We start from the raw sequence: 21,992 nt of genomic DNA on the forward strand, positions 1-21,992 counted from the left end.
ACCGGCCCGTGGGAAGAACTGCGCGTTGCGCAGTTCTTCCCCTTCGGTCCAGGCCGTGCCTGGTCCGGGGTCGAGGGGGCGGACAGCCCCCCGCGGGGTCCGGGGCAGCGCCCCGGCGCGACGCCTCCAAGCTGAGACGCGCTTGGTCAGGAGACGTCGATCCGCTCGATCCGCGCCGGCACGTGCTTGTGCCATGGCGTTCCTGCGAGCCAATCGCGCTGGGCGTGGTGGGTGAGCTCGTTTGGCGCTGTGCCGTGCTTGCGCTCGCTGCCGGCTTCGTCTGGATACAGGAGACCGCCGCCGTTCGGCAGGCTCACGTGGCCGGCGCGCATGCTGTCGTTGACTTCCACTGTTGCGGTTGCGCTGCCGCCTTCCGTCACGATTCGTACGACGCTACCTGTGGAGAGGCCGAGATCTGCTGCGTCCGCTGGGCTCATGCGAAGGGCGCCGTCGAGGTCGACTTTGCGCCAGGTGGGGTCCCGGAAAATGGTGTTTGCCGAGGACGACCTTCGTTCGCCGGCGGCGAGGATGAACGGGTAGTGCGCGTCGCGGGCTGGCGCGGGTTCTGCCGCGAGGCCGAGCAGCTCGGGCAGCAGCTCGGGGACCGTGAGGCGAATTCGTTTGTCGGGGGTGTCGAGACGCGCCCATGTCTCTTCGTAGGGATCGACGGTGAACGTGATGCCGGAGCGCTCGTGGAGGAGGGCGTCGAAGAGCGCGTCGGCGTCGGGAAAGCCTGCGCGTTGCACGCTCTCGGGGAAGGTCATGAAGCAGGTTTGTGCGATGCCCCAGAGCACGGCTGTGGCCTCGGCGCCCTCGGGCAGCGTCGGGCCGAGCGTCTCGTAGAGGATCACGGGGGCGAGGGCCATGAGGTCGGGCCGCGCTCCGACGAGGCCCAGGAAGGCCATGGCGAATTCGCCTCGCGAGGAGCGCGCGGCTTCGGCGAGCGGGGCGAGATCCACGCCGTCGAGCGCGCCTGTCGCGCGCACGAGGCGGCGGTGGATTTCGGGCTCGGGCAGGGTTCCCGGGAGCGGCGCGAGGAGGGGGGCACGGAGCTGGAAGGCGTTGCGCGGGAACTCCAGCGTGAAGAATGTCGCTTCCCATTTCTCGAACTGCGAGGCGGTGGGGAGCACGTAATGGGCGAGCCGCGCGGTCTCCGTGAGCGCGACGTCGATCACGACGAGACAGTCGAGCGCGGCGAAGGCCTCGCGGAAGCGCTTGGAATCCGCGAGGGAGTGCGCGGGGTTCGCGCTCTCGACGATCATCGCCCGGAACCGCTTCGGGTGGTCGGTCAGGATCTCGTCTGGGATCACGTTGCAGGGCACGAGGCCTGTGATGATGCGCGCGCCGGTGACGGGTGTCGTGCTCCCGCGTTTGCCGCCGCTGCCGCCTCCGCCGAGCGAGGCCATGCGGGAATGGATGTTCATCCCGCCCTCCTTGGCGAAGCTGCCGACGAGGAGGTACACGAGCTTCTCCAGCCACGAGTCGAGCGTGGAGTGGGGCGCCTGCTGGACGCCGAGATCCTCCTGGATGGCGACGCTCTTCGCGCGGGCGATGCGGCGCGCGACCTCGCGCACGAGGGATGCTTCGACGCCGGCGCGCTGCGCGAATTCGTCGACGGGCACGCGCGCGAGGGCGTCGAGGACGGGCTCCGCGTCGGTCGTGTGTTCGGCGAGGAAGGCGTGATGGACGAGGTCTTCCTGCACGAGCGTGCCGAGGATCGCGGCGAGGCAAAAGGCGTCCGTGCCGGGATGGACGGCGAGGTGGTACTGCGCGAGGCGGGCGGTCTCGGAGCGCCGGGGGTCGATGACGACGAGCGCGCGCGCGGGGTCCTGGGCGATCTCCTTGAGCACTTGGCGGGCGCGGGGAAAGCCGTGCGAGTGCCAGGGGTTCTTCCCGACGAAGACGGCGACCTCGGCGTGCTCGAAATCGGGCGCGGTGTGGCAGCGGGGGCGGCCGAAGAGCTTGCCGTCGACCCAGAACTCGCCGGTCTTTTCCTGCGCGAGGGCGTTCGAGCGGTAGACCGCGCCGAGCGCTGCGAGCGTCGCGGTGGCGTAGGTGCCGCAGAGGTGATTGCCCTGGCCGCCGCCGCCGTAATAAAAGATGGAGCTGCCGCCGTGGGTCTCGCGGAGGAAGGCGAGCTTCGCCGTGATCTCGCGGATCGCCGTGTCCCAATCGATCGGCTCGAACGATCCGTCGGGGCGGCGCCGGAGCGGCGTGCGCAGGCGGTCCTTCGCGTTCTGGTAATGGTCGAGGCGCTGGGCCTTCTCGCAGAGGTATCCGTGCGACGCTGGGTGCTTTCGATCGCCGCGCACGCGCGTGAGCCTGCGATCCTCGACGAGCACCTCGATGCCGCAGTTGAGGCTGCACAGGATACACGCGGTCTTCTGGAACGTCCCGGCTTCGGTCGTCGTCATGGAGGGCCTCCCGCGGAGGGGACGATACCACGAAGCGGTTTGCCCTGCCGGAGAGCTTCTCTCTTCCCGCCCGGCGCAGCTCTGGTAGAAGGCGTCTCGTGATGACACGTTTTTCTCTCCTCACGGCCACGGCCCTCGCCTCGTTCGCCGCCGCGGGTTGCTTCAATCCGTACGCGGGCCTCTTCGATCCCGCGGCGATGCAGGCGCAGCAGGCGCAGGTGATGGCCGACGCGCAGGCGCAGAACGACGCGCAGATCCTCGCGCAGCTCGAAGAGTCGCGCGCGGCCGTGAAGGCGAGCCCGGGCGACATGAACGCGGCGCGGGTGCTCGCGCAGCGCGTAGGGGCGTGTTTCATCTTGGGGCTCGTCGATCGGAAGAAGATCGACGGCGAGGCGGCGATCGCCGAGGTGGATGCGGCGCTCGAAGAGGCCACGAAGAAAAACCCCGATCAGAAGGCGGAGGCGCTCGCGTCGAAGGGGATTCTGTTCCTCCACGCGAAGCGGAACGCGGAGGCCCTCCCGACGCTCGAAGCTTCGATGGCCGCGCGGCCCACGGTGTTCGCGTGCGTGCCGCTGCTCAAGGAGCTCGACGACGCGGGGCGCTCCGGGGAGGTCGTCGGCCATTGCAAGAAGGCGCGGCCGGCGGTGCGCGACGACGAGGAGCGGTACACGTTGCTCGATAGTTGCCTCCAGCACGCGCACGGCGGCACCGCGGAGAAGGGGCTCGCGTGGGCGGGCCAGGCGGACATCGATTTCTACAACCAGACGACGGACGAGATCGTCCAGGAGAAGGCGGCGCGCCGGGCCGAGCAGGAGGCGCACTCGGCGCAGATGCGGGCGGACTTCGACGCGAGCCGCAGGCGCTCGGAAGAGGAGCGGGCCGCGCGGGCAGGGGCGGGGAGCGCGGGCGGCGGCGGCTCCACGTATTCGCTCCGGCTGCACAACAGTTGCTCGCGAACGATCAAATTGTTCTTTGGGGACAACCCGAAGTTCGGCAGCGGGACGCGGACGTCGCTCGGGTCGAACACGACGTCGTCGTATTCGGGCGGGGGGCCGAAGACGGTGTGGATCGTGGACGAGCGGGATCAAGGCATTTCGAGCTTCGTGGCGAGCGGATCGCAGTCGATGCAGATCACGTCGAGCTGCGCTGGGTTCTCGACGTACTGAGGGCGCGCCCCTTTCGAAGAAGCGCTCCTCCGAGGCCACCGAGCAGGAGCCCGGAGGCCAAAAAGCCGATGTCCCAGAGGAGTTCGTGCGCGCCCGGCCGGACGTGGTGGAGGCCAAAGAGCTGATGGTCGATGAGGCCCTCCACGAAGTTGAAGAGGCCCCATCCGAGCGACATCGCGCCCACGAACGTCGGCGTCGAGCGGGAAATCGTGTCCTTCTTGATGCCACGCCAGAGCACGGCGAGGCCGATCACGGTCGTCAGCCACGCGACCGCGTGGAAGAGGCCGTCGAAGAACATGTTGATCTTCATGTCCCGGAGGTTCGTCGGCGGCAGGATCGACGAGAGCATGTTGTGCCATTGGAGGATCTGGTGGAACACGATGCCGTCCACGAACCCTCCGAGCCCGACGCCGAGCAGGATTCCCGCCGCAATGAGGCCCCCGTCCTTTCGATTGTCTCGTCCCATCACGTCACCCGTCCTTTCCCGTTCCCGCGGTTCGCCCGCGCTTGTGCCACACGAAAGCCACGAGCCAGACGACCAGGAAGGGAAGGAGCAGGAGAGCAAGGTGGTCCCACGTATTCGGATCCTCCCGGAGGAATGCGCGTGTCCTCCGCGCGAGCGCGCAATCCGGGCACGCGAGCGCGAGGGCAGGGTGCGCACCGAGGAGACAGGCGAGCACGAGGGCGACGGTCGCTGGCATGCGCGCCCAGGGTGCAACGGCGGTGCCCGCCTCCCCGCTGCCGAGAAGGCGTGCCGAGCGCGCGAGCTCGTGTAGAATCGCGCGTATGCTTTTTCCCATCGCTCGCGCTTTTTTCCTCGTCCTCCCCGTCCTCGTGGCCTGCAGCGGGAAGGTCGACGTCGATCAGACCTCGACAGGCACCGGCGGGGGCCAAGGCGGCTCGGGTGGCGCTGGCGGCTCCGGCGATTGTCCTGCCGAGCCCCCCGTCGCCGGCGCGCCTTGTGACGTGCCGGCGAACCAACCATGCACCTTTGGCAAATGTTGCCCGGACATTTTCACCTGCGAGGCGGGGAGCTGGGTCGAGACCCTCGTCGCGTGTGAGCCGCCGCTGCCGTGCCCAGCGTCGCCGCCGCTCGACGGCGCGGCTTGCGCAGGTCCGTGTGGGCAAACCACGCCGTGCACATATACGTGCGAAGAGGGCGGCGCGTCGTTCACCGTGACGTGCGGGGACGACAATCTGTGGCACAGCGACATGCCGACCTTGTGCCAGGGCGCGATGACCTGCGGCGACATGCTCCAATGCCTCGAGGGGTACGTCTGCGTCACGAAGCAGGCCTTCGGGGCTACGTACGAATGCGCGCCCGATCCTTGCGGGCCGGAGCCGCTCGCGTGCGCCTGCGCGGGGGCGATCTGCGGAGACGGGTTCGCCTGCATTCAGGCCTCGGGCAAAGAGGTCCTTTGCGAGTGCCCGGCTTGCAAGTGAAGCCCGGTCATCCGGGCGGATCGGCCTTGGGTTCGCCCTGGGCCGCGATACGGGAAGCTTCGAGCGCCGCGCGCGCGTCGAGCGTGCCCTCGGGAGCGGCCCGCTTGCTCGGGCAGAGCTCGTTCAGCGGGCAATGGCGACAATCGGGCGCCCGCGCGGTGCAGACGTAACGCCCGTGGAGCTGGAGGCGTAGCCCCACGTCGATCCATTCGTTTGTCGGGAACGAGCGGCAGAGATCGACCTCCACGGCCGCCGGATCTTCTTCCTCCGTGAGCCCGAGCCTGCGCGCGACCCGCGCCGTGTGCCGATCGACGGCGATGCCCTCTGCGATCCGGTAGGCGTTCGCGAGCACGACGTTCGCGGTCTTGCGCGCCACGCCGGGCAGCGTGATCAACGCGTCGAGCGTGCGCGGGACCTCGCCGCCGAACTGCTCTGCGATGGTGCGGCTCGCCTCGCGGATCGCGCGGGCCTTGTTCCGGAAAAACCCGGTTTCGTGGACGAGCCGCTCGACCTCGTCCTGTGGCGCGGCGCCGAGGGCGGCCGGCGTGGGGTACGATTGAAACAGCGCAGGCGTGACGAGGTTGATTTTCCGGTCCGTGCTCTGCGCCGCGAGGATGGTCGCCACGAGGAGCTCCCACGGCGTGCGAAAATCCAGCTCGATCCGCGGCGCCGGGATCGCCCGGGCGAGCTGCGCGTGGATCTCCGCGGCGCGCGGCCGAAGCGACGACGGCGCGACGCCCGACGGCGGCGGCCCCTCCGGCTCCGCCGCGCCCCGCCTTGCCTCGACGCGCCTGGGTTTGCCCACGTTGTCCTCGGGATGCAATCGGCGCGCCCCGCGCATGCATGGGCCCGGCGCTCGGGCGACCTCGGACGTGTGCGCGCGGCTCGGGAGGGGTGTCGTGGGACGTCTAGCGTTCGGCCCATTCTCGTTCGAGCTCCCGCAGACGCTCGTGCTCGGGGAGCGCGGCATGAAGCGCTCGCATGGCCGGGTCCTCGATCCTTTCGAGCCGCCATTCGAGCCGGCGAATCGCCTTCGCGATCGCCTCGCGGGCGGCGGGCATGTCCCCGGTCGCGGCGCGCGCCTCGGCCATCGCGAGGCGCAGAGGAATTTCCGCATACCCGGCGCTGCCGCCTTCGGCCTCCATCCGGCCCGCGACCTCCTCCGCGACGCGGCGTGCTTCGTCCGGGCGCCCTTCGCGGAGCCAGGCGACGATGAGCGTCCTCTCGATTTGCGGGCGCCAGCAACGGACGTTTTGCAGGATCGAGAGGGCCTTCTCCGCGGCCTCGCGGGCCTCCACGACGCGCCCCTCGGCCAAAAAGAGCCGCGCGAGCGCGCCGTACGAGGCCGCGACCGTGTCTTCCATCGCGCCCTGCTCGAGGAGCAGCCTGGCGAGGCCCTCGATTTCCGCCCGCCGCTCCGGGGCGCATCGCTCGGCGAGGACGAGCATTCGATAAAAACGTGCCGTGGACACGAGGAACATGTCATTCCTGCGGAGAGCGCTCTCCAGAACCTCGTGGATCGCTCGCTCCGCCGCGGCTTCGTCCCCGAGCGCCGCGAGCGTCGCGCTGAACAGGCACAACGCCATGCCCCACCAGTTCGAGGAGCACGCCGCCGCATATTGCTCGACGCAGGCACGCAAGGACGTGTGGGTCGCCCCGAGATCCCCCTCGATGAGGAACGAGAAAATCGCCCGCGCCTGGTGGATGTGGCCCCCCGCGAGCAGCTCCCCCTCCGGCAGGCGCGGCGCGAGCGCCTCCAGCCGCGAGAGCAGCCGCGCCGTGGGCGCGCGGCTCCCCAGCATGCCGAGCGCGGACGTCGTCGCCGCGAGGAGCAGGAGGCACGAGGCGACCGCATCCGGCGCAGGCGCGAGGTCCTGGAGGACACGGACGAGCATGGCCATCTCGTCCCGCAGGTTCATGTTCACCGCGACCAAGAGGAAGGACGCCGCCGCCTGGTTCCAGGCGACGCTCCCGACAGGCAGGAGCGAGAGCGCTTCTTTGCCCAGGCGAATGCCCGTTTCCCAGTCGAGGCGCCAGATACAAGCCTCGAACTCGAGCGCGAGGAGTTTTCCCCGGACCTCGCCGGAGGCGCCGCACTGGAGGCCACGCTCGGCGCGGATCCCCATCCCGTCGATATCGTCCTGCTGATACGATTGCTGCGCCGCGCGGAGGTAATGGGCGGCGGCCCGCGCGAGGTCCCCGCCTGCGCGGGCGTGCTCGGCGAGCACCATCGGATCCGCCTCGCCGATCTGCTCCAGATAGGCGCACGAGAGCCGATGCCCGAGCGCCCGATCCGCGTCGGTCAAGAGCCCATACGCGGCGTCGCGCAGGAGCACGTGGCGGAACCCGTATTCCGTTTCGCCGGAAAACCGACTTTGCGTGCGACGCTCGAGGATCTCGGCATGAACCAGCTCTTCGATCCGCTCGTCCGTCGACGCGGCGTCGCGTGTTCGTCCGAGGAGCGTGAGCAGGCCGCCGCGCCAGAAGGTTTGTCCGAAGATGCTCGCCGCGGAGAGCGCGCGGCGGGAGGCCGGTTCGAGGCACGAGAGCCTGGCCTGGAGCATCGCCAGCACCGTCTCCGGCTGCCCCTCCGCTTTGCCGTCGGCGGCGGCGCGGATGAGCTCCTCGAGGAACAACGCATTGCCCGCGGCCTGCTCGACGATCCGCTTGACCGAGGCCGCGGGCACCTCGGGGCCGAGCACGGCCTTGACCAGCTCGCCGGCCGCGGCGTCGCGCAGCCCGCCGAGCCGCACGCGGTGCACGATGCGCCCCTCCCATAACCGCGGGAACACCTCGACCACCTCGGGACGGCCGAACGCCAGCACGAAAAAAGGCAACTCGCGTCGCTCCACGAGGGCCGCGTCGACGAGCTTCACCGTCGCGGGGTCTCCCCAGTGGAGATCCTCGAGCACCAGGAGGACGGGGGTTTGCGCGCATTCGGCGGCGAGGAGATCCAGGAAGGCCCGCTGGATCTGTTCGTTCATGATCTTCGGGTCCCGAAAGGCCGCGCGGAGCAGGGCGCTCGGCTCTTCCACCGCGACGCCGCACATCGTGGCCAGAAATTCGCTCACCCGCCGCCGCTCCGCGGGCGCAACGGCGAGCCCGATGCGCTGGCGGATCTTTTCCTCTTTTCGAGCCGGCGTATCCCCGACCTCGACCTCGCAAAGCCTTCGCAAAGCCTCGCCGAGCACCCCATAAGGCGACCCCGCGCTGAGCGGCGCGCCGCTCCCGACGAGCACCAGGAGCGCGAGCGGGCGCGCCTGCAGCCTTCGCAAGAGCTCATGCCGCAAACGGGATTTCCCCATGCCGGGCGGCGCGAACACGAGCGCCCCCGCCGGCTCGGCATGCTCCATGGATCCCTCGATCGCCGCAATGAGCAAGGCGAGCTCCCGCTCGCGGCCGACACAAGGGGTCGGCCGGCCGAGCAGGAGGCGTGAGGCGTCGACCAGGGCGGCGCGCTCTTCGCGCAGGAGCGGCGTATCCGCGGTGAACGTGATGCCGAAACGAGGCTCGATCAGCTTGGCGGAGAGCTCGTCGAGAAAAATGCCAGGTTGTGTGGTCACGGGAGGGGCGGTCTCCACGGCCTCCAGAGGCATTTCGCTGTCGCGCGGGGCGAGCAGGGAAAAGGCGCGCTCGATCGCCTCGCCGACGAGGACCTTTTCTTTCATCACCCCGCGGCCCGTGGTGAGGGCGATGCGGGCCGTGGGCCAGCCCGCTTGGACGGCGAGCGCGCAACGCGCGGCCTGCGCGGCCTGATCCACGGCGCTCTGCGCGGGCGTGACGACGACGACGAGCGCGCCGCTCGCCAGCCATTCGACGCGCCCGCCGAGGCGAAGGAGGCGCGCGCGCAGGGCTTCCCGGATCGAGACCCACGCGGTCCGCGTGAAGACGGTGTCCTCGTCGCCGGACGGCAACTCCTCGCCCGGAACGGCGACGACGACGGAGAGCAATTGCAAGGCGTCGCCGCTGAGCGCTGGGGGGGCGGAGGGGTCCCCGCGCCCTGCCTCCACGGCGACGTCGTCCGCGAGGCGCGCCGCGAGGACCGCGAGCTCGTCGCGCAGCGCCGCGGCGTCGGGGGGGCGCCGCGACGGGTCCTTTTCGAGCATCCGCGCGACGATCGAGGCGAGCGCGCGCGGCGTGCCGGGCCGGAGCACCTCGACGCTGGGGACCTCCTCGAAAAGGACCTTGGCGAGCATCACGAGCGCGCTTGGCGCGGAAAACGGGGGTTTTCCGGTCAACGCGTGGAAGGCGACGCAGCCGAGCGCGAAGACGTCCGCGTTCGGCCGGAGATCCTCCTCGCCGCGGGCCTGTTCGGGGGCCATGTAGCCGGGCGTCCCGAGGAGGGCGCCGGGGCGCGTCAGGGCCGTGGCCGAGAGGGCGCTCCGCGCAATGCCGAAATCGAGCAACGTGACGCGATCGATGCGGCCGTCCCGCAGGAACAGGTTGCTCGGCTTGATGTCGCGGTGGAGGATCCCTTTTTGATGGGCCGCGGCGAGCGCGTCCGCGACCCTGAGGAGCAAGGTCACGCAATCGTGCAGCTCGAGCGGCCCCTCGGCGAGGCGTTTGCCGAGGTCCTGCCCGGAGAGCCATTCGAGGGCGAGATACGGCCGCCCGTCCTCGGCCTTGCCGTGGGCGAGATACGAGACGACTCCCGGATGCCCGAGCTGGGACAGGATCCGCGCCTCGCGGTCGAACCGCGCGGCCGGCTCGAAGCCGCCGTCCGTCGAATGCAGGAGCTTGAGTGCGACCACGCCGCCGGTGCTGATGTCGCGGGCGCGAAAGACCTCACCCATCCCGCCCTTTCCTGCGAGTTCTTCGAGGTAAAAGCGTCCGGCGACGACCGTCCCCGGGCGCGCGCCCTCGCGGCGGGATCGGCTCATGGGCGCCCCCATGGATGGATCCCGTCCTTCCTAAGAAGAAATTTCACGATGGATCTCTATCCCCCCACAATGTGCTCATTACCCCAGCACCCGCCAGGCCGTCAGCGATTTTCCGCGCTCGGATCGCATTTCTTTCGCGGCTTGGGAGTCATATTTCTGACGGATTGACCGCCCGGGCTTTTTTTGTCAGAATCGAGGGCGAGGCGCGCTCGCCGCGGAGGCGTCGATGCAGCACAAGGCATGTAACGTCATGCGGGGGACGCGGGGCGGCGTGCCGGTGTCCGGACATGCGCCGGGCGCTCCGTGAGCGGGGCCTGACATTTCAATGGATGCCGTGCGGAAGACCGCACGAATGTGTCATTGACCTGGCGCCAAGGCCGTGTTTTCTTTCATTCCCTACCTTCAACGGTCGACTCGAAAGCTGGAAAAGCTAGGAGCGACGCCATGTCCATTCTTCTTCATCGCGTTTCCGACGTTACGCTTTCGGAGATCACCGCGGGCGCCTCGGTGCTCGACGGCGCCGAGGTGTTGAGCCGCGTCTATGATTTCGGCAAGCACCCGTACTTTTCATGGATGCGGGCACCCACGACACGACTCGAGGAGTTCCGCCGGAGCCAGGCCCCTTACGTACATTATGTGGAGCATTTTTCACGCGCATTGACAGCGGTGCTCGCGCGCGTGCCCGCCATCGATCGGCGCCTCGCCACCGTCTATGAGAACGTGGCGGAGGAGCACGGGCACGGGGACATCGAGAGCACGCACCGCGGCACGTTCGCGGGGTACCTGCGCGCCATTGGCCTCCGCGAAGAGGAGGAGGCGCGGGAGTGCCCGATCCGCATCGCCGTCGCCTACCAGTCCCTGCTCGACTTTTGCCTCGTGAATCCCGCCGAGATGGGCGCCGCGGCCACGGGCATCGTGGAGTATACCCACATCAAGATTTCCACCCTGCTCGCACGAAACATCCACGAGCGATTCTGGGGGGACCTCGACGCCCAGCGCCATTACCGGCTGCACGCGGAGATCGACGCCGATCACGCCGTCTCCCTGTTCGCGCTTTGCGCAGAGGGCTGGAAAAATCCCGTGTCGGCGCGCCGCATTGCCTATGCGATGGCCTACGGGGTCCACCTGTGGTGGTCGTTGTTCGATGCGATGTGCCCCGCCGAAATCCTCCTCCCGTCCGCGACCGACGGCATTCGCCCGCTGATCGATGGAGGCGGCGCCCGGGAGTCCCTCGCGGCCGCGTCCGGCGACCGCAGACCCTGCAATTTGACCGTACGAATGCGTCACGACCGAGGGGCGTGGCAGGCTGGGCGGGCGACGTCCCTCGGGCCATTTGGCCTGGTCCTCGGCGGGGTTCGCCCGCCGCCGCTCGACGCCGCGATCGAGGTATCGATCGACGGGCTTTTCAGCGCCCCGCTCCCGATCCCCGGGCGCGTGCGCTCGCCGGCCGGCGAACAGGGAGGCTTTTGCGTCGAGTTCGTGCTCGACAGTGACGCGCAACGCGCCGAGGTGCGAAACGCCGTGCGCGCGCTTCTCGTTTCCGAGCGCACGATGACGCACGGCAGCGGCGACGATTCCCTCCACGTAGTTTGACTGCGCCAGCACGTTGGCGCGATACTCCGGCGCGCGCCGTGAGCGCACCTCCTCGCCCGAGCCCGCCGTTTTGCAGGGGCGCGGGTGAAACCGCGGCCTCTCGTGACGTCACGGAAACCGCGCTTCGCCGGGAAAGACGCCGACCGTTATGAAGCTTTATTCGCATCCGCTGTCCGGGAATAGCCACAAGGTGCGCCTCATGCTCTCGATGTTGCGCATCGAGCACGAGGAGATCGTGGTGGACCTCCTGAAAGGCGAGCACAAGACGCCCTCATTCCTCGCGATGAACCCGCTCGGCCAGGTCCCCGTGCTCGTCGACGGCGAGGAGACGCTGCGGGATTCGCAGGCCATCCTGGTGTATCTCGCGCGGAAGTACGGGGGCGAGGCGTGGCTGCCCTCGGATCCGGCCGGGATGGCCCGCGTCGTGCAGTGGCTTTCGTTCGCCGCGAACGAGGTCCACCACGGCCCGTTCCTCGCGCGTCTGCATTTCCTCCTCGGCGTCCAGCTCGATCTCGGCCTCGCCCAGGACCGGAGCCGCGCGGCCCTCGATATCCTCGACGCCCACCTCGCCCGGCGCGCGTGGCTCGAGCTCGATCGGCCGACCATCGCCGACCTCGCCGTCTTCCCCTACGTCGGCCTCGTCCGGGAAGGCAAGGTCATGCTCGACGACTATCGCAACATCCTCGCCTGGATCGAGCGTATCCATACCCTACCCGGATACGTGGCGATGCCGGGCCTTTGATTTTCGCGCGGCGTGCTCGTGGCAAAGCGGTGATCGACGCGTGACGTTCCAGTTACCCGACAAACGGTACGGGCGCGAGGCCGAGGTATGGGCCCTGCTCCGCGCTTTCGAGCGCGCCGCGACCGGGGCGAGCGAAATCGTGCTCGTCTCGGGCTGGGCCGGCGCAGGGAAATCGACGCTCGTCGAGGAGCTCGGCCCCTCGCTCGTTGCCCGCCGCGGGCACCTCGTCGCCGGCAAATTCGACCAATACAACCGCACGGTCCCCTTCGCCACGCTCCTGCGCGCGCTCGACGATCTCGCGCAGCGCGTCCTCGGCGACGGCGAGGGGGACGATACGGCCGAATGGCAAGAGCGCCTCTACGATGCGCTCGGCGAGGGCACGGCCGTCCTCGTCGAGACGCTCCCGAGCGCGCGGTCGGTGATCGGGGCGCAATCGTCACCTTCACCCACGAGCTCGTCCTCGGCGAGCGCGGCCGAATCACAGGCCCGCCTGGAGCACGCGCTCCTGCGATTCCTTTCGGTGTTCGCGCGGCCCGAGCATCCGCTCGTCCTGTTCCTCGACGACCTGCAATGGGCCGATGACGCGTCGCTGCGTTTCCTTCGGGCCGTCGCGGGGGATCCCAGCATTCGCAACACCCTGCTGATCGGCGCATACCGTGATCAGGAAGTCGGGCCGGAGCACCCAGTCACCGAGGCGAAGGTCGCGCTCCGGCAGCGCGGCGCGCGCCTCGAAGAGATCGACCTTCCGCCCCTCGGGCCCGAACACCTGGAGGCGATGATCGCCGACGCGCTCGCGACGACCGCAGGGCCGGAGATCCAGGCGCTCGCAGCCGAGGTGCACCGGCGCACCCGCGGAAATCCGTTTTTCGCACGGGAGTTTCTCCGGTTCCTCGTTCAGGAAGGGTTTATCGCGGAGGGCGCGGGCCCCGGGGCGTTCGCCTGGGATCTTGCGCAGATCCGGACGGCCCCATTGCCCGAGGACGAGGTGACTCTGATCGTCCGGGAAATGCGCAAGCTCCCGACCGAGACGCAGGCGACCTTGCAGATCGCCGCCTGCGTCGGCGCGCTTTTCGACGTGCACGATCTCGCGGCAGCGCGCGGCACCCCGGCCTCCGAGGCCCTCGCATCCCTCGCGGCGGCGATGGGGAAGGACCTCGTCATGCCCGTCGAGGCACGCAGACGGGGCGACGCCGCGGACAGCGCGCCGATCCGTTTTCGTTTCCGGTTCCTGCACGACCGCGTACGCCAGGCCGCCTACGAGCTCATCGGCGAGGAGGATTTGCCGCGGATCCGGCTCCTCGTCGGGCGCCGCCTTTATGCCGACGCGCGCGCCCGCGACGTCATCGACGAAAAGCTCTTCGAATTCGTCGAGCACCTGAACGCCGGCGCCTCGCTGCTCACCGACGCCGCCGAGCGCGACGAGCTCGCCCGGCTCGACCTCGCCGCCGGCGCGCGCGCGAAGGCCCGGACGGCCTACGATGCCGCTGCCCGTTATTATGGTACAGGCGCGGCGCTCGCGCTTTCCGGCGCGGATCCGGCGCTCCTCTTCGCGCTCCACCTCGGCCGGGCGGAATGCGCCTACCTGCGCGGCCAGCTCGACGAGGCCGAGGCGCTCCTCGTCGCCTTGCCGGTCCCGCCGCAAACGAGCCCCGAAAAGGCCGCCGTGTGCCGGGTCCGCATGGCCGTCCGCACGACGCGCGGGCAGGCCGCCTCTGCCATTGATGTGGGGCTCGACGCCCTCGCGGCGCTCGGCCTCGACATCCCGCGGGACGAGGCGACGGCAAACCTCCTCGCGGAGCAGGAGCACGCCCGGGTGCGCGAGCGGCTTTCGGCGCGGGGGCTCGAAGCGCTGGCCGAGGGCGCGCCGCTCGAAGACCCGGACCAACGGGCCAAGCTCGAGATCCTCACGAACCTGCTCGCGCCGGCGAACCTCGTGCGGCCCGCGCTCTTCAGCCTTTGCGCGGCGATCCAGGCGAACATCTCGCTCGAATGCGGCCACGCCGACGAATCCATTTACGGGTACATGCTCTACGGCATGCACCTCGCCACGTCGCTCGGCCGTTATGCCGAGGCGGGGGCGTTCGGCAAGCTCGCGCTTCGGCTCGACGAGCGGCGCGGCAGCGCAGGCGAGCCTTGCCGCTTGAACTTCGTCTACGGCTCGTACGCCCATTTCCTCGAGCCCATCCCCGACGTGCTCGGTTATCTCCGGAAAGCCTACCGCACGGGGCTCGCGACCGGCGATTACATCTACCTCTCGTACGCGTGCAGCCACATCGTGCTCCTGCGCCTCGCCCTCGGGGATCCGCTGAAGGACGTCGATGAAGAGGCCGAGCGGCTCCTCGCTTTGATGGAGCGGACCAAGGTCGCCTCGTCGATCGCGGTGCAGACGCTGGTGCGGCGGATCCTCGCGGCGCTCGCGGGGCGCACGCTCGACGTGCGGTCGCTCTCCGGGGACGGCTTCGACGAGGACACGTTCGTCGCCTCCCTGCGCGAGCGGGGCGTGCATTTCGCGCTCTCGTGGTACCGCGCGGCGCGCATCACGCTGGCCTTCCTGAACGGCGACGACGAGGACGCGCTCGTGATCGCCGGCGAAGGCGGGGAGAGGGCGTGGTTTTATTTCGCGACGGATGCCGTGTACCTGACCGCCCTCGCGGCCGCCCGCCTCTCTGCCGAAGGGACGAGCTCTTCGGAGACGCGGTATGCGACCTTCGAGCGAAACGCCACGCGTATCGCCGGCTGGGCGCAGGCCTGCCCCGCAAACTTCGCCCACAAGGAGCTGCTCCTCGCCGCCGAGCGCGCGCGGATCGCGGGAGATCACACCGCGGCCGACCCGCTCTACGAACGCGCCGTCGAGGCCGCCGAGGCATCGGGGCTCACGCCCCACGTCGCGATCGCCTACGAGCGGGCCGCGGCATTTTTCCGCGACCGGGACGACGAGGCGCGCGCGCGGAGCCACGTGCATGGCGCGCTCGACGCCTTCGCACGCTGGGGCGCGGACGCGCTCGCCGAGCGCTTGCGCCAGGAGCACGCAGATCTGCTGCTCCACGAGGTGATCACGGAGAGCGAGGCGGAGGCGCGCGGGCGGCCGGTCGTGGTCGTGCCGTTCGCGCTCGGCGCGCTCGTCGCCGAGGTGGTGCTGGCCGTGGCGCCGGCCTTCGAGCGGACGCGCGACGCGCTCCAGGTCGAGCAACCGGACGAGCTCGGGTTCATGGAGACGGACGAGCCGAAGGTGCGCTGGCTCCTGCTCTGCGTCTTCGGCGCCCGGGCCTTGCGCCCGCGCCCCGGGAGCGTGTCGTTCCGGGTGTTTCAAGGACGCGAGGGGCGCCTCGGGGACGTGCCTTGGGCCGGCTTCGAGGTGACGGACACGGACGACGCGATGGACGTCGTGTTGATGGAGGACGTCGCCTCGGTTTGCCGGCAGCTCGGGGGATACCTCACGGTCGAGCGTGGGGACTTCGGCGTTCGCGCCACGATCGTGATCCCGATGTTCCTCGTGGGCCCCGAGGGCTGACCCGGACGCCGCGGAGGCGCCCGCTCATCGCGCCTTCTTGGTTCGCTCGACGAGCCGACCGAGCCCGTCGAGGACCCGGTCCATGCCAAACCGGTACGCCGCGTCGGCCTGGTACGCGCCGCCCTGGGCCGCGCCCGCGGCCTCGCCAATGCGCGTCGCCCGCGGGAACGTTTGGGGGTCCACGACCCGGCCGAGCAGCTCCGCCTGGGCTTCCCACCACGCCGCGTCGGTCATGGCCGTGGCCTCGGGCAGCACGGCGGCGTCGGCGGCGCTGCGCGCGTTCGCCTGCACGAACCCGAGGACGAACGTGAGCGCCGCATCGACCTCCACGTCGGAGAGCCCCAGGCCGTCGAACGCCGAAAGCTCGTACTCGTACTTCGTGATCACGCCCGGACCGAGCGGCGGGCGGCTCGTGGACGCGTGGATCAGCCACGGATGCTTGGCGTAGAGGGCCCGGTTCTGGTTCGCGACGGCCGTCACCCGATCCCGCCAGCCGAGCTCGCCCCACGCCGGCCGGCCTTCGCCGAGGTACACCACGTCGATCATCAGCTCGAGCAGCTCCGTTTTTCCTCCAGGCACGTACGTGTAGACCGACATCGGGGACGCGCCCAAGGCCTGCGCCACCGAGCGCACCGTGACCGCGTCGAGCCCCTGTTCGTCGGCGATCGTGACGGCCGCCTCGACGACCCGATCCACCGTGAGCGACGGCCGCGGCCCTCGCGTCCGCGAAGGCGAGAGGGTGTGCCGCCACAGGAGCGAGAGCGTGCGCGCGGGATCCGGGGTCGCGGGTTTGTTCGGCGGCATGAAATCGGTCTCCGTCCCCTTGACCGGGACACCGTCCGACATACTCTGTACAATGTACGTAGTTGCCGTCCACCGTCACGAGGGGCCTCCCCCAGGATCGAGGAACACACGCATGCAAGCAACCACCGCGTCGGCGATTTCGCTCAACGTCAGGGATGTCGAGGCTTCGCGGGACTTCTTTGCCCGGCACATGGGGTTTTCCGCGGGGATGGCGGCGGACGGCTTCGTCTCGATGAAGCGCGAGGACGTCGGCTACCACCTCATCTTCCTGCGCCAAGGGCTCGCCTCGCTCCAGCCCGAGACGCTGAAGCACGCGCACGCCGGCGGCTTGATCCTGGCGTTCGTCGTGGGCGACGTGGACGCCGAGGAGGCGCGGCTGCGCGCCGAGGGCGTGTCCATCACGACGCCGCTCCAGACCGAGCCCTGGGGCGAGCGGTTTTTCCAGGTCACGGACCCGAACGGGCTCCTCGTGCAGTTCGTCCAGTGGATGACGCCGCCCGAGGCGTAACGGCCGCGCTCAAGGCAAGACGGTCACCACGACCCGCGACGAGAGCCCGCCGAAGCGCGCGAGCACCTGGCCCTCGCCCTCGTCGAAGGCCACCGCATACCCTGCGTTTTCCGGCGCGCAGGCCGCCTCCGCCCCTGTGCACGGAGGTGGCCTGCGAGGCCCGAGCGCGCCCGTGAACGACCAAGCGATGGGCGCGCGGCCGAACGAGAGGCGTTGCCCCGCGTCATCGAACGCCTGGAGCTCCATCACGAGCAGATCGCCGCGCTTGGCGGCCTGGGTCGTGTCGACGTGGACGCGGCTCGGGCGGCGCACGTCGAGCACGACGACGCCCTGCGCGCAGGGGAGCCGCACGCGGCCCGGGTCGACAGCCTCGTAGGTCTGCCCCGCGGGGTCGAAATGAATCGGCGCGCTCGGCCGGGCCTCGGCGACGCGGCAAGCGCCGCGGGCCTTGGGCACCTCGTCCCGCGCGCCCACGGCCACGAAATACACGGTCTCCGGCGGCTTGGCGCAGCCAGCGAGCGCGCCGAGCATCGGCAGGAGGAAGGCGGTGCAGAGCGGGGCGCGGGGCATGAAGCGCGCGCGAGTATCGCTCGATCGGGACCCCAGGATCAACGTCGCGCAGCCGTGAGCAGGCGCCGCCAGACGCGCTCGGTGCCGCCTTCGAGCGGGGCGTCGGCGAGGCGGATTGCGGCGTAGGTTTGGCTCGGCAACCCGGCGATCGGGCGCCCGACGAGGCCGGGCGGCAGGCGGCAGAAGTCGTTGACGACCGCGAGCCCGGCGCCGAGGCGCGCGAACCGCAACGTGAGCGGCCAGCCGCGCACCTCGACGGCCACGTCCCAGCGCACGCCCGCGGCCCGGAGCGCCTCGTCGAGGGCCACGCGTTGCGGCTGGCCCTCCGGCGGCACGACGAGCGCGGCGCCTTCGAGATCGGCGAGCTCCACGCGTTCCTTGGCGGCGAGCGCGTGGCCCTCGGGCACCACGAGCATTTGCCCGACCACGGCGAGCGGCTCCACCACGAGCCGGGGCGGCCGTGTCTCCAACGGGAGCACGCCCACGTGCGCCTCGCCCGTGCGCACGGCCGCGAGCGTGCCCGCCGCGTCACGCACGAGCAGCGACAGCGGCGTGCGCGCATCCCGCACCGAGCGCTGCACGGCCTCGCCGAGGAGGTAGAGATACGCCCCTTCGCCCGCGCAAAGCACCACACGCGCGCGTGGCCCTCCGGCGCGCAGGCCCTCGACGAACGCGACCTGCTGCGCCAGCGTTCGTCGTGCATACGCCGCGACCCGCTCGCCGGCATCCGTGAGCACGAGCGCGCGGCCGACGCGGCGGTAGAGCGGCGTGCCCACGATCTCCGCGAGCTTCTGCACCTGCGCGTGGAGCGCAGGCTGCGAGAGGCCGAGGGAGCGGGCGGCGTGGGTGAAGTTCTTGTGTTCGGCGAAGGCGGCGAAGGCGCGAAGCCACGAGGTCTCGAGCATGACTATCCGAAAGGAGGATAGCTCATCCGAAAAGACGACTTCCGCCGATGGCTCGCTCCGCTACCCTCGGGCCTCATGAACATCGTAGAGCTTAGCAAGACCCTCTCTTGGCTCCTCCGCCACGGGGCGCGCGAGGCCGGCGTATCGATGGATGCGGCCGGCTGGGTGCCCGTGCCCGAGGTGCTCCGTTACCTCCGCATCAGCCGCGCGGCCCTCGACGAGGTGGTCGCGACGAACAACAAGAGCCGCCTCCAGCTCGTCGGCGAGCGCGTGCGCGCGAGCCAGGGGCATTCAACCGAGAACATGCCCGTCACGATCGAGGCGCTGGAGGCCTCGTGGCGCCCCTACACGGAAGGCGGGAGCCTCTGGCACGGGACGACGGTCGAGGCGACGGCCCCCATTGCGCGGGAAGGCCTCTCGCCGCAGAAGCGCACGCACGTGCACCTGGCCCCGAGCCTCGAAAGCAAGGTCGGGAAACGCTCGGCGACCCCGGTCATGCTGGAAATATCGGCCGAGCGATTGCGCGACGCGGGGCAGGGCGTGTGGGAGGCGCAAAATGGCGTCGTGCTCGTGCGCCACGTCCCCGCGACGTGCATCGTGGACCTCGTCTGCACGACCCACGCGGCGCGGAAGGCCGAGGCCGGCGTTCGAGCGCGGTTCGGCTTTCGCCGGTCGTGATCACTTCCGCTTCGGCTTCAGGGGGATCCCGCGTGTTTTTTTCGGCGCGTAACAAAGGAGCTTGGGATCCTCGTCCTTCATCGTGGCCAACAGGTGCGCGACGACGGCTTCGCCTTGCTCCTTGCTCTTCACCGTGATGCCGAGGCGCCGCGCTCCTTCGAAAAACTCCACGAGGCCGAGGTCCGCGACGCCCTCGAACGTGGAGAGCGCCTTTTGCGTGGTGGGGAACGTGAAGTCAGGGGCGTTTTGCGGGGCGACGTCGTAGAGGTACACGAACGGCGTCGGGCAGCCGTCCTCGAAGGCGACGCTCTTCGTCTCGCGGAGCTTCAAGACGGTCATGCCCGCGGACGCCCACAACGTGTCCTTTTCGAGGGCCATCGTGTCGAAGCTCGTCGGCCAGGCGAGGTGCGCGATGGGCGTCCATCGGCCGTCGTCGAATCTGTGAATCGTTCTGCCGTCGCTCGCGTGGAGCTGTCCGTTCGAGGAGACGAAGACGTCCTCGAACGGTTTGTCGAGGCGCGGCAGCGGTTCGAACGTGCCGCCTCGGAAGCGCAGGATGGGGTTCTTCTTGCCCGCATACAGGAACAGATCGTCCCCGTTGCCCCGGAGGAGCTCGGACCTCGTGTCGATCTCTTTGATCCAGCCGCCGAGGTCGACGAGTCGCGACGTGCCGGGTTTGTCCCATACCTCCGCCGTGGGGCCCCTTTTCTCGCAGAGCATGCCCATGGTCACGAGCGTGCCCGTCGACGTAGCGGCCAAGGTACTGGGGACGACGGCGGGCAGGACACCCTGGTGGCCGAGGAAGCGAAACTCTTCGTCTTTCCTGCAGCCGGCCGCCTCGAAGGAGGTGAACTTGTAGACGAGCCCAGGGCCGCGCACCGTCTTGACGTGGAACCCCGGCTCATCGTCCATCGCGATGACCACCGTCGACGCGCCCGCGGCGGTCACGCCGGAGATCCTCCCGGGAGAGCCGCCGTCGCCCACGCGGAAGTGCACGCCTTTGCCGGTCAGCGGGAAATACGCGGGCTGGGGCGCGCGCCCCTCGTTGCTGTCGTAAACGACGTCGACGGCGTCGGGGAATCGGCCGTGCACGGAGACGATGTGGCTCCCGCCGAGGTGCTTGTTGTCGTCGACGAGCTGGCCGACCCATTCGATGCGCTCGCCGTCCACGATCCGGCCCACGCGCAGGCCCTCCACCACGGCGAGCCCGCCCTCGATGCCGAACAAAAGCTCGGGGTGCGTCCCCTCGGGCGCGAACGGCTCGGCGGCGAGCGTGGGGAGGACCTTCGGCGCGGGAGGGCGCTCCGCCATGGGGGGCGTCGCGGCGCTCGCCGAGCCCTGCGGCGCCATGGGCGCAGGCAACGCCTCCTTATTCAGGCGCGGGCGGAGCCGATTTGCTGCACGCAACCGACGCCGCAGCGAGGAGGCCAAGCAAAAGAGCGGTTATTTGACGTCCCACGGAATCTCCCCCGAATGCAGCAGGACCTCGGACTCGATCTTCGCGTCGGCCGGGTTCGTCCCGGTCCCGACGGTGGCGACACGCTGATAACGCACCCACCACGAGAGGGTCCCGCGCTGCGGCGCCCCGGAGGGAGGCGTGAGGTCCAGGTCGACGACCCTCGGATCCCGGCCCACGCGGTCGTCCGCGGCGAGGTGCCGGCCGGGTTGCCCCGGGATGATCTGAAAATGCCGCGCGAGGTGCCGGACCTCGCGGCGGACGACGGTCCCGCGCTCGTTTTTCAGCTCGCAGCCGACTTCGAGGCGGCGAAACAGGTCCCCCGTGGGAAAATCATGCCCCGGCGCAGGCTGAACGAGCGTGACGCGGAAGGTATCGTCCTCGGCGCGTTCGGCCTTCACGTGCAGGTTGTTTCGCAACCAGGCGGGATCCCGGACCTCGGCGAAGGCATGCGACCGGCGGCCCGAGACGCGCGGCATGTGGCAATCGGCGCACGCCTTCCCAGCCGCAGGCGAGCGCATGTGCTCGCGCGCCGTGGTCTGCATGAACTGGCCATCGTCGTCGCCCAGGCCCATCGGGAAACGGAATTCATGACAACCCGTGCAACCGCCGGTCTGGCTGAAGGCCGTCGAGCGGCGCAAAGGGTGCGGCGCGCGGGGCGTGTCGTCGCCGGGAGCGGCCGCAGCCAGGACAAAACCTTCTTCCGTGACGTGGCAAGTCACGCAGCCGACGCCGAGCTCGCTCACGGCTTTGGGCGGATCGATCCGAGGATCCCCCTCCGGCGCGTGGCAGCCGCGGCAAAAGGCCGTGGGCTCGATGACGAACGCCTTGCGATAAGCCGGATTGAGGTTCGATTGCTGATGATGCGAGCCCTGCCATTGCTTGGCCTCATCGGTATGGCACGCGACGCACGTCGCATTGAGCGTCACGGCCGCATCGAGCCGCTTGCGATAAGGGCGAGGCATGGGGACCGTCGCCAAAGCAGGCACGTCCGCCGCAGGCGCGACGTCCGCCGGGGCAGGCTCGGACGAGCCGAGAGCCGGAGGCGTCGGCGCGGATGTTGCTTGCCCATCCGAGAGGACGTCCTCACGGATGCACCCAGCGAGGAGGCAAAAGGACATCCGCAGGGAAAGGCGCAGCATGGGAACGGCCGAGGTCGCTCCGTGACATATCACCTTTCCCGTGGTGCGGGAACCGTGCTGGCAGGCGCCTCGCCGGGGTTTCACCCCGGACCCCGACCAGGGGTTGTCCACCCCTGGACCCGGACCAGCGAGGCGCTGGACCCGGGGTCGATGAACTGCGCGGTGCGCAGTTCATCGAAC

17 protein-coding genes are annotated in these 21,992 nt (G+C 69.7%); 7 read left to right on the plus strand and 10 right to left on the minus strand.

The window, feature by feature from the left end; all coding sequences use genetic code 11:
• Positions 1–146: 146 nt before the first annotated feature.
• Positions 147–2,414 carry a molybdopterin-dependent oxidoreductase gene (locus E8A74_RS49375; RefSeq protein WP_136936171.1) on the minus strand — a complete coding sequence of 756 codons (2,268 nt, stop codon included), beginning with the start codon at positions 2,412–2,414 and terminating at the stop codon, positions 147–149.
• A gap of 101 nt (positions 2,415–2,515) precedes the next feature.
• Between E8A74_RS49375 and E8A74_RS49380 the strand changes: the two genes are divergently transcribed.
• A complete protein-coding gene (locus E8A74_RS49380) occupies positions 2,516–3,580 on the plus strand; it encodes a hypothetical protein (RefSeq protein WP_136936172.1) in 1,065 nt (354 codons plus the stop codon).
• On the opposite strand, the gene E8A74_RS49385 is transcribed toward E8A74_RS49380, so the two are convergent.
• The gene (locus tag E8A74_RS49385; RefSeq protein WP_136936173.1) at positions 3,546–4,046 is read right to left on the minus strand and encodes a DUF2243 domain-containing protein; all 501 of its coding nucleotides are present in this window, start codon (positions 4,044–4,046) and stop codon (positions 3,546–3,548) included. The two genes, E8A74_RS49380 and E8A74_RS49385, sit on opposite strands and share 35 nt — an antisense overlap.
• 4 nt (positions 4,047–4,050) lie before the next feature.
• Positions 4,051–4,281, minus strand: a complete 231-nt coding sequence (locus tag E8A74_RS49390; protein ID WP_136936174.1) for a hypothetical protein — start codon at positions 4,279–4,281, stop codon at positions 4,051–4,053.
• Between the two features lie 85 nt (positions 4,282–4,366).
• Here E8A74_RS49390 and E8A74_RS49395 point away from each other — a divergent pair, with 85 nt between their 5' ends.
• Complete coding sequence (locus tag E8A74_RS49395; RefSeq protein WP_136936175.1) at positions 4,367–5,023, plus strand: hypothetical protein; 657 nt, start codon at positions 4,367–4,369, stop codon at positions 5,021–5,023.
• A 7-nt stretch (positions 5,024–5,030) separates the two neighbouring features.
• Here E8A74_RS49395 and nth read toward each other — a convergent pair whose 3' ends face one another.
• Both nth and E8A74_RS49405 read right to left on the minus strand, forming a co-directional pair.
• Complete coding sequence (gene nth / locus E8A74_RS49400; RefSeq protein WP_420814240.1) at positions 5,031–5,723, minus strand: endonuclease III; 693 nt, start codon at positions 5,721–5,723, stop codon at positions 5,031–5,033.
• A gap of 208 nt (positions 5,724–5,931) precedes the next feature.
• A complete protein-coding gene (locus E8A74_RS49405; protein WP_170229978.1) occupies positions 5,932–9,903 on the minus strand; it encodes a protein kinase domain-containing protein in 3,972 nt (1,323 codons plus the stop codon).
• A 444-nt stretch (positions 9,904–10,347) separates the two neighbouring features.
• Between E8A74_RS49405 and E8A74_RS49410 the strand changes: the two genes are divergently transcribed.
• The 3 genes from E8A74_RS49410 to E8A74_RS49420 all read left to right on the plus strand — a co-directional run bounded on the left by E8A74_RS49410 (position 10,348) and on the right by E8A74_RS49420 (position 15,749).
• Complete coding sequence (locus tag E8A74_RS49410) at positions 10,348–11,496, plus strand: iron-containing redox enzyme family protein (RefSeq protein WP_136936178.1); 1,149 nt, start codon at positions 10,348–10,350, stop codon at positions 11,494–11,496.
• 148 nt (positions 11,497–11,644) lie between these two features.
• Entirely contained in the window at positions 11,645–12,238 is a 594-nt protein-coding gene (locus E8A74_RS49415; RefSeq protein ID WP_136936179.1) for a glutathione S-transferase family protein, read from the plus strand.
• A 40-nt stretch (positions 12,239–12,278) separates the two neighbouring features.
• On the plus strand, positions 12,279–15,749 hold the full coding sequence (locus E8A74_RS49420; RefSeq protein WP_136936180.1) for an ATP-binding protein: 3,471 nt from the start codon (positions 12,279–12,281) through the stop codon (positions 15,747–15,749).
• A 24-nt stretch (positions 15,750–15,773) separates the two neighbouring features.
• Here the strand turns inward: E8A74_RS49420 and E8A74_RS49425 are convergent, their stop codons facing one another.
• Positions 15,774–16,595, minus strand: coding sequence for a TetR/AcrR family transcriptional regulator (locus E8A74_RS49425; RefSeq protein ID WP_232380092.1), 822 nt, complete (start codon positions 16,593–16,595; stop codon positions 15,774–15,776).
• A 70-nt stretch (positions 16,596–16,665) separates the two neighbouring features.
• Here E8A74_RS49425 and E8A74_RS49430 point away from each other — a divergent pair, with 70 nt between their 5' ends.
• Entirely contained in the window at positions 16,666–17,061 is a 396-nt protein-coding gene (locus tag E8A74_RS49430; protein ID WP_136936181.1) for a VOC family protein, read from the plus strand.
• Between the two features lie 9 nt (positions 17,062–17,070).
• Here E8A74_RS49430 and E8A74_RS49435 read toward each other — a convergent pair whose 3' ends face one another.
• Positions 17,071–17,631, minus strand: a complete 561-nt coding sequence (locus tag E8A74_RS49435) for a hypothetical protein (protein WP_136936182.1) — start codon at positions 17,629–17,631, stop codon at positions 17,071–17,073.
• A 38-nt stretch (positions 17,632–17,669) separates the two neighbouring features.
• Complete coding sequence (locus E8A74_RS49440) at positions 17,670–18,536, minus strand: LysR family transcriptional regulator (protein WP_136936183.1); 867 nt, start codon at positions 18,534–18,536, stop codon at positions 17,670–17,672.
• 75 nt (positions 18,537–18,611) lie between these two features.
• Between E8A74_RS49440 and E8A74_RS49445 the strand changes: the two genes are divergently transcribed.
• Positions 18,612–19,214: an RNA 2'-phosphotransferase gene (locus E8A74_RS49445; RefSeq protein WP_136936184.1), complete on the plus strand. Its 603-nt coding sequence runs from the start codon at positions 18,612–18,614 to the stop codon at positions 19,212–19,214.
• On the opposite strand, the gene E8A74_RS49450 is transcribed toward E8A74_RS49445, so the two are convergent.
• Together E8A74_RS49450 and E8A74_RS49455 are read right to left on the minus strand one after the other, a co-directional pair.
• Positions 19,215–20,525: a hypothetical protein gene (locus E8A74_RS49450; RefSeq protein ID WP_136936185.1), complete on the minus strand. Its 1,311-nt coding sequence runs from the start codon at positions 20,523–20,525 to the stop codon at positions 19,215–19,217.
• Between the two features lie 132 nt (positions 20,526–20,657).
• The gene (locus E8A74_RS49455; protein ID WP_170229979.1) at positions 20,658–21,635 is read right to left on the minus strand and encodes a multiheme c-type cytochrome; all 978 of its coding nucleotides are present in this window, start codon (positions 21,633–21,635) and stop codon (positions 20,658–20,660) included.
• Positions 21,636–21,992: the final 357 nt, after the last annotated feature.

It is taken from the genome of Polyangium fumosum (assembly GCF_005144585.1).
In the GTDB taxonomy this organism is placed as follows: Bacteria; Myxococcota_A; Polyangia; order Polyangiales; family Polyangiaceae; genus Polyangium; species Polyangium fumosum.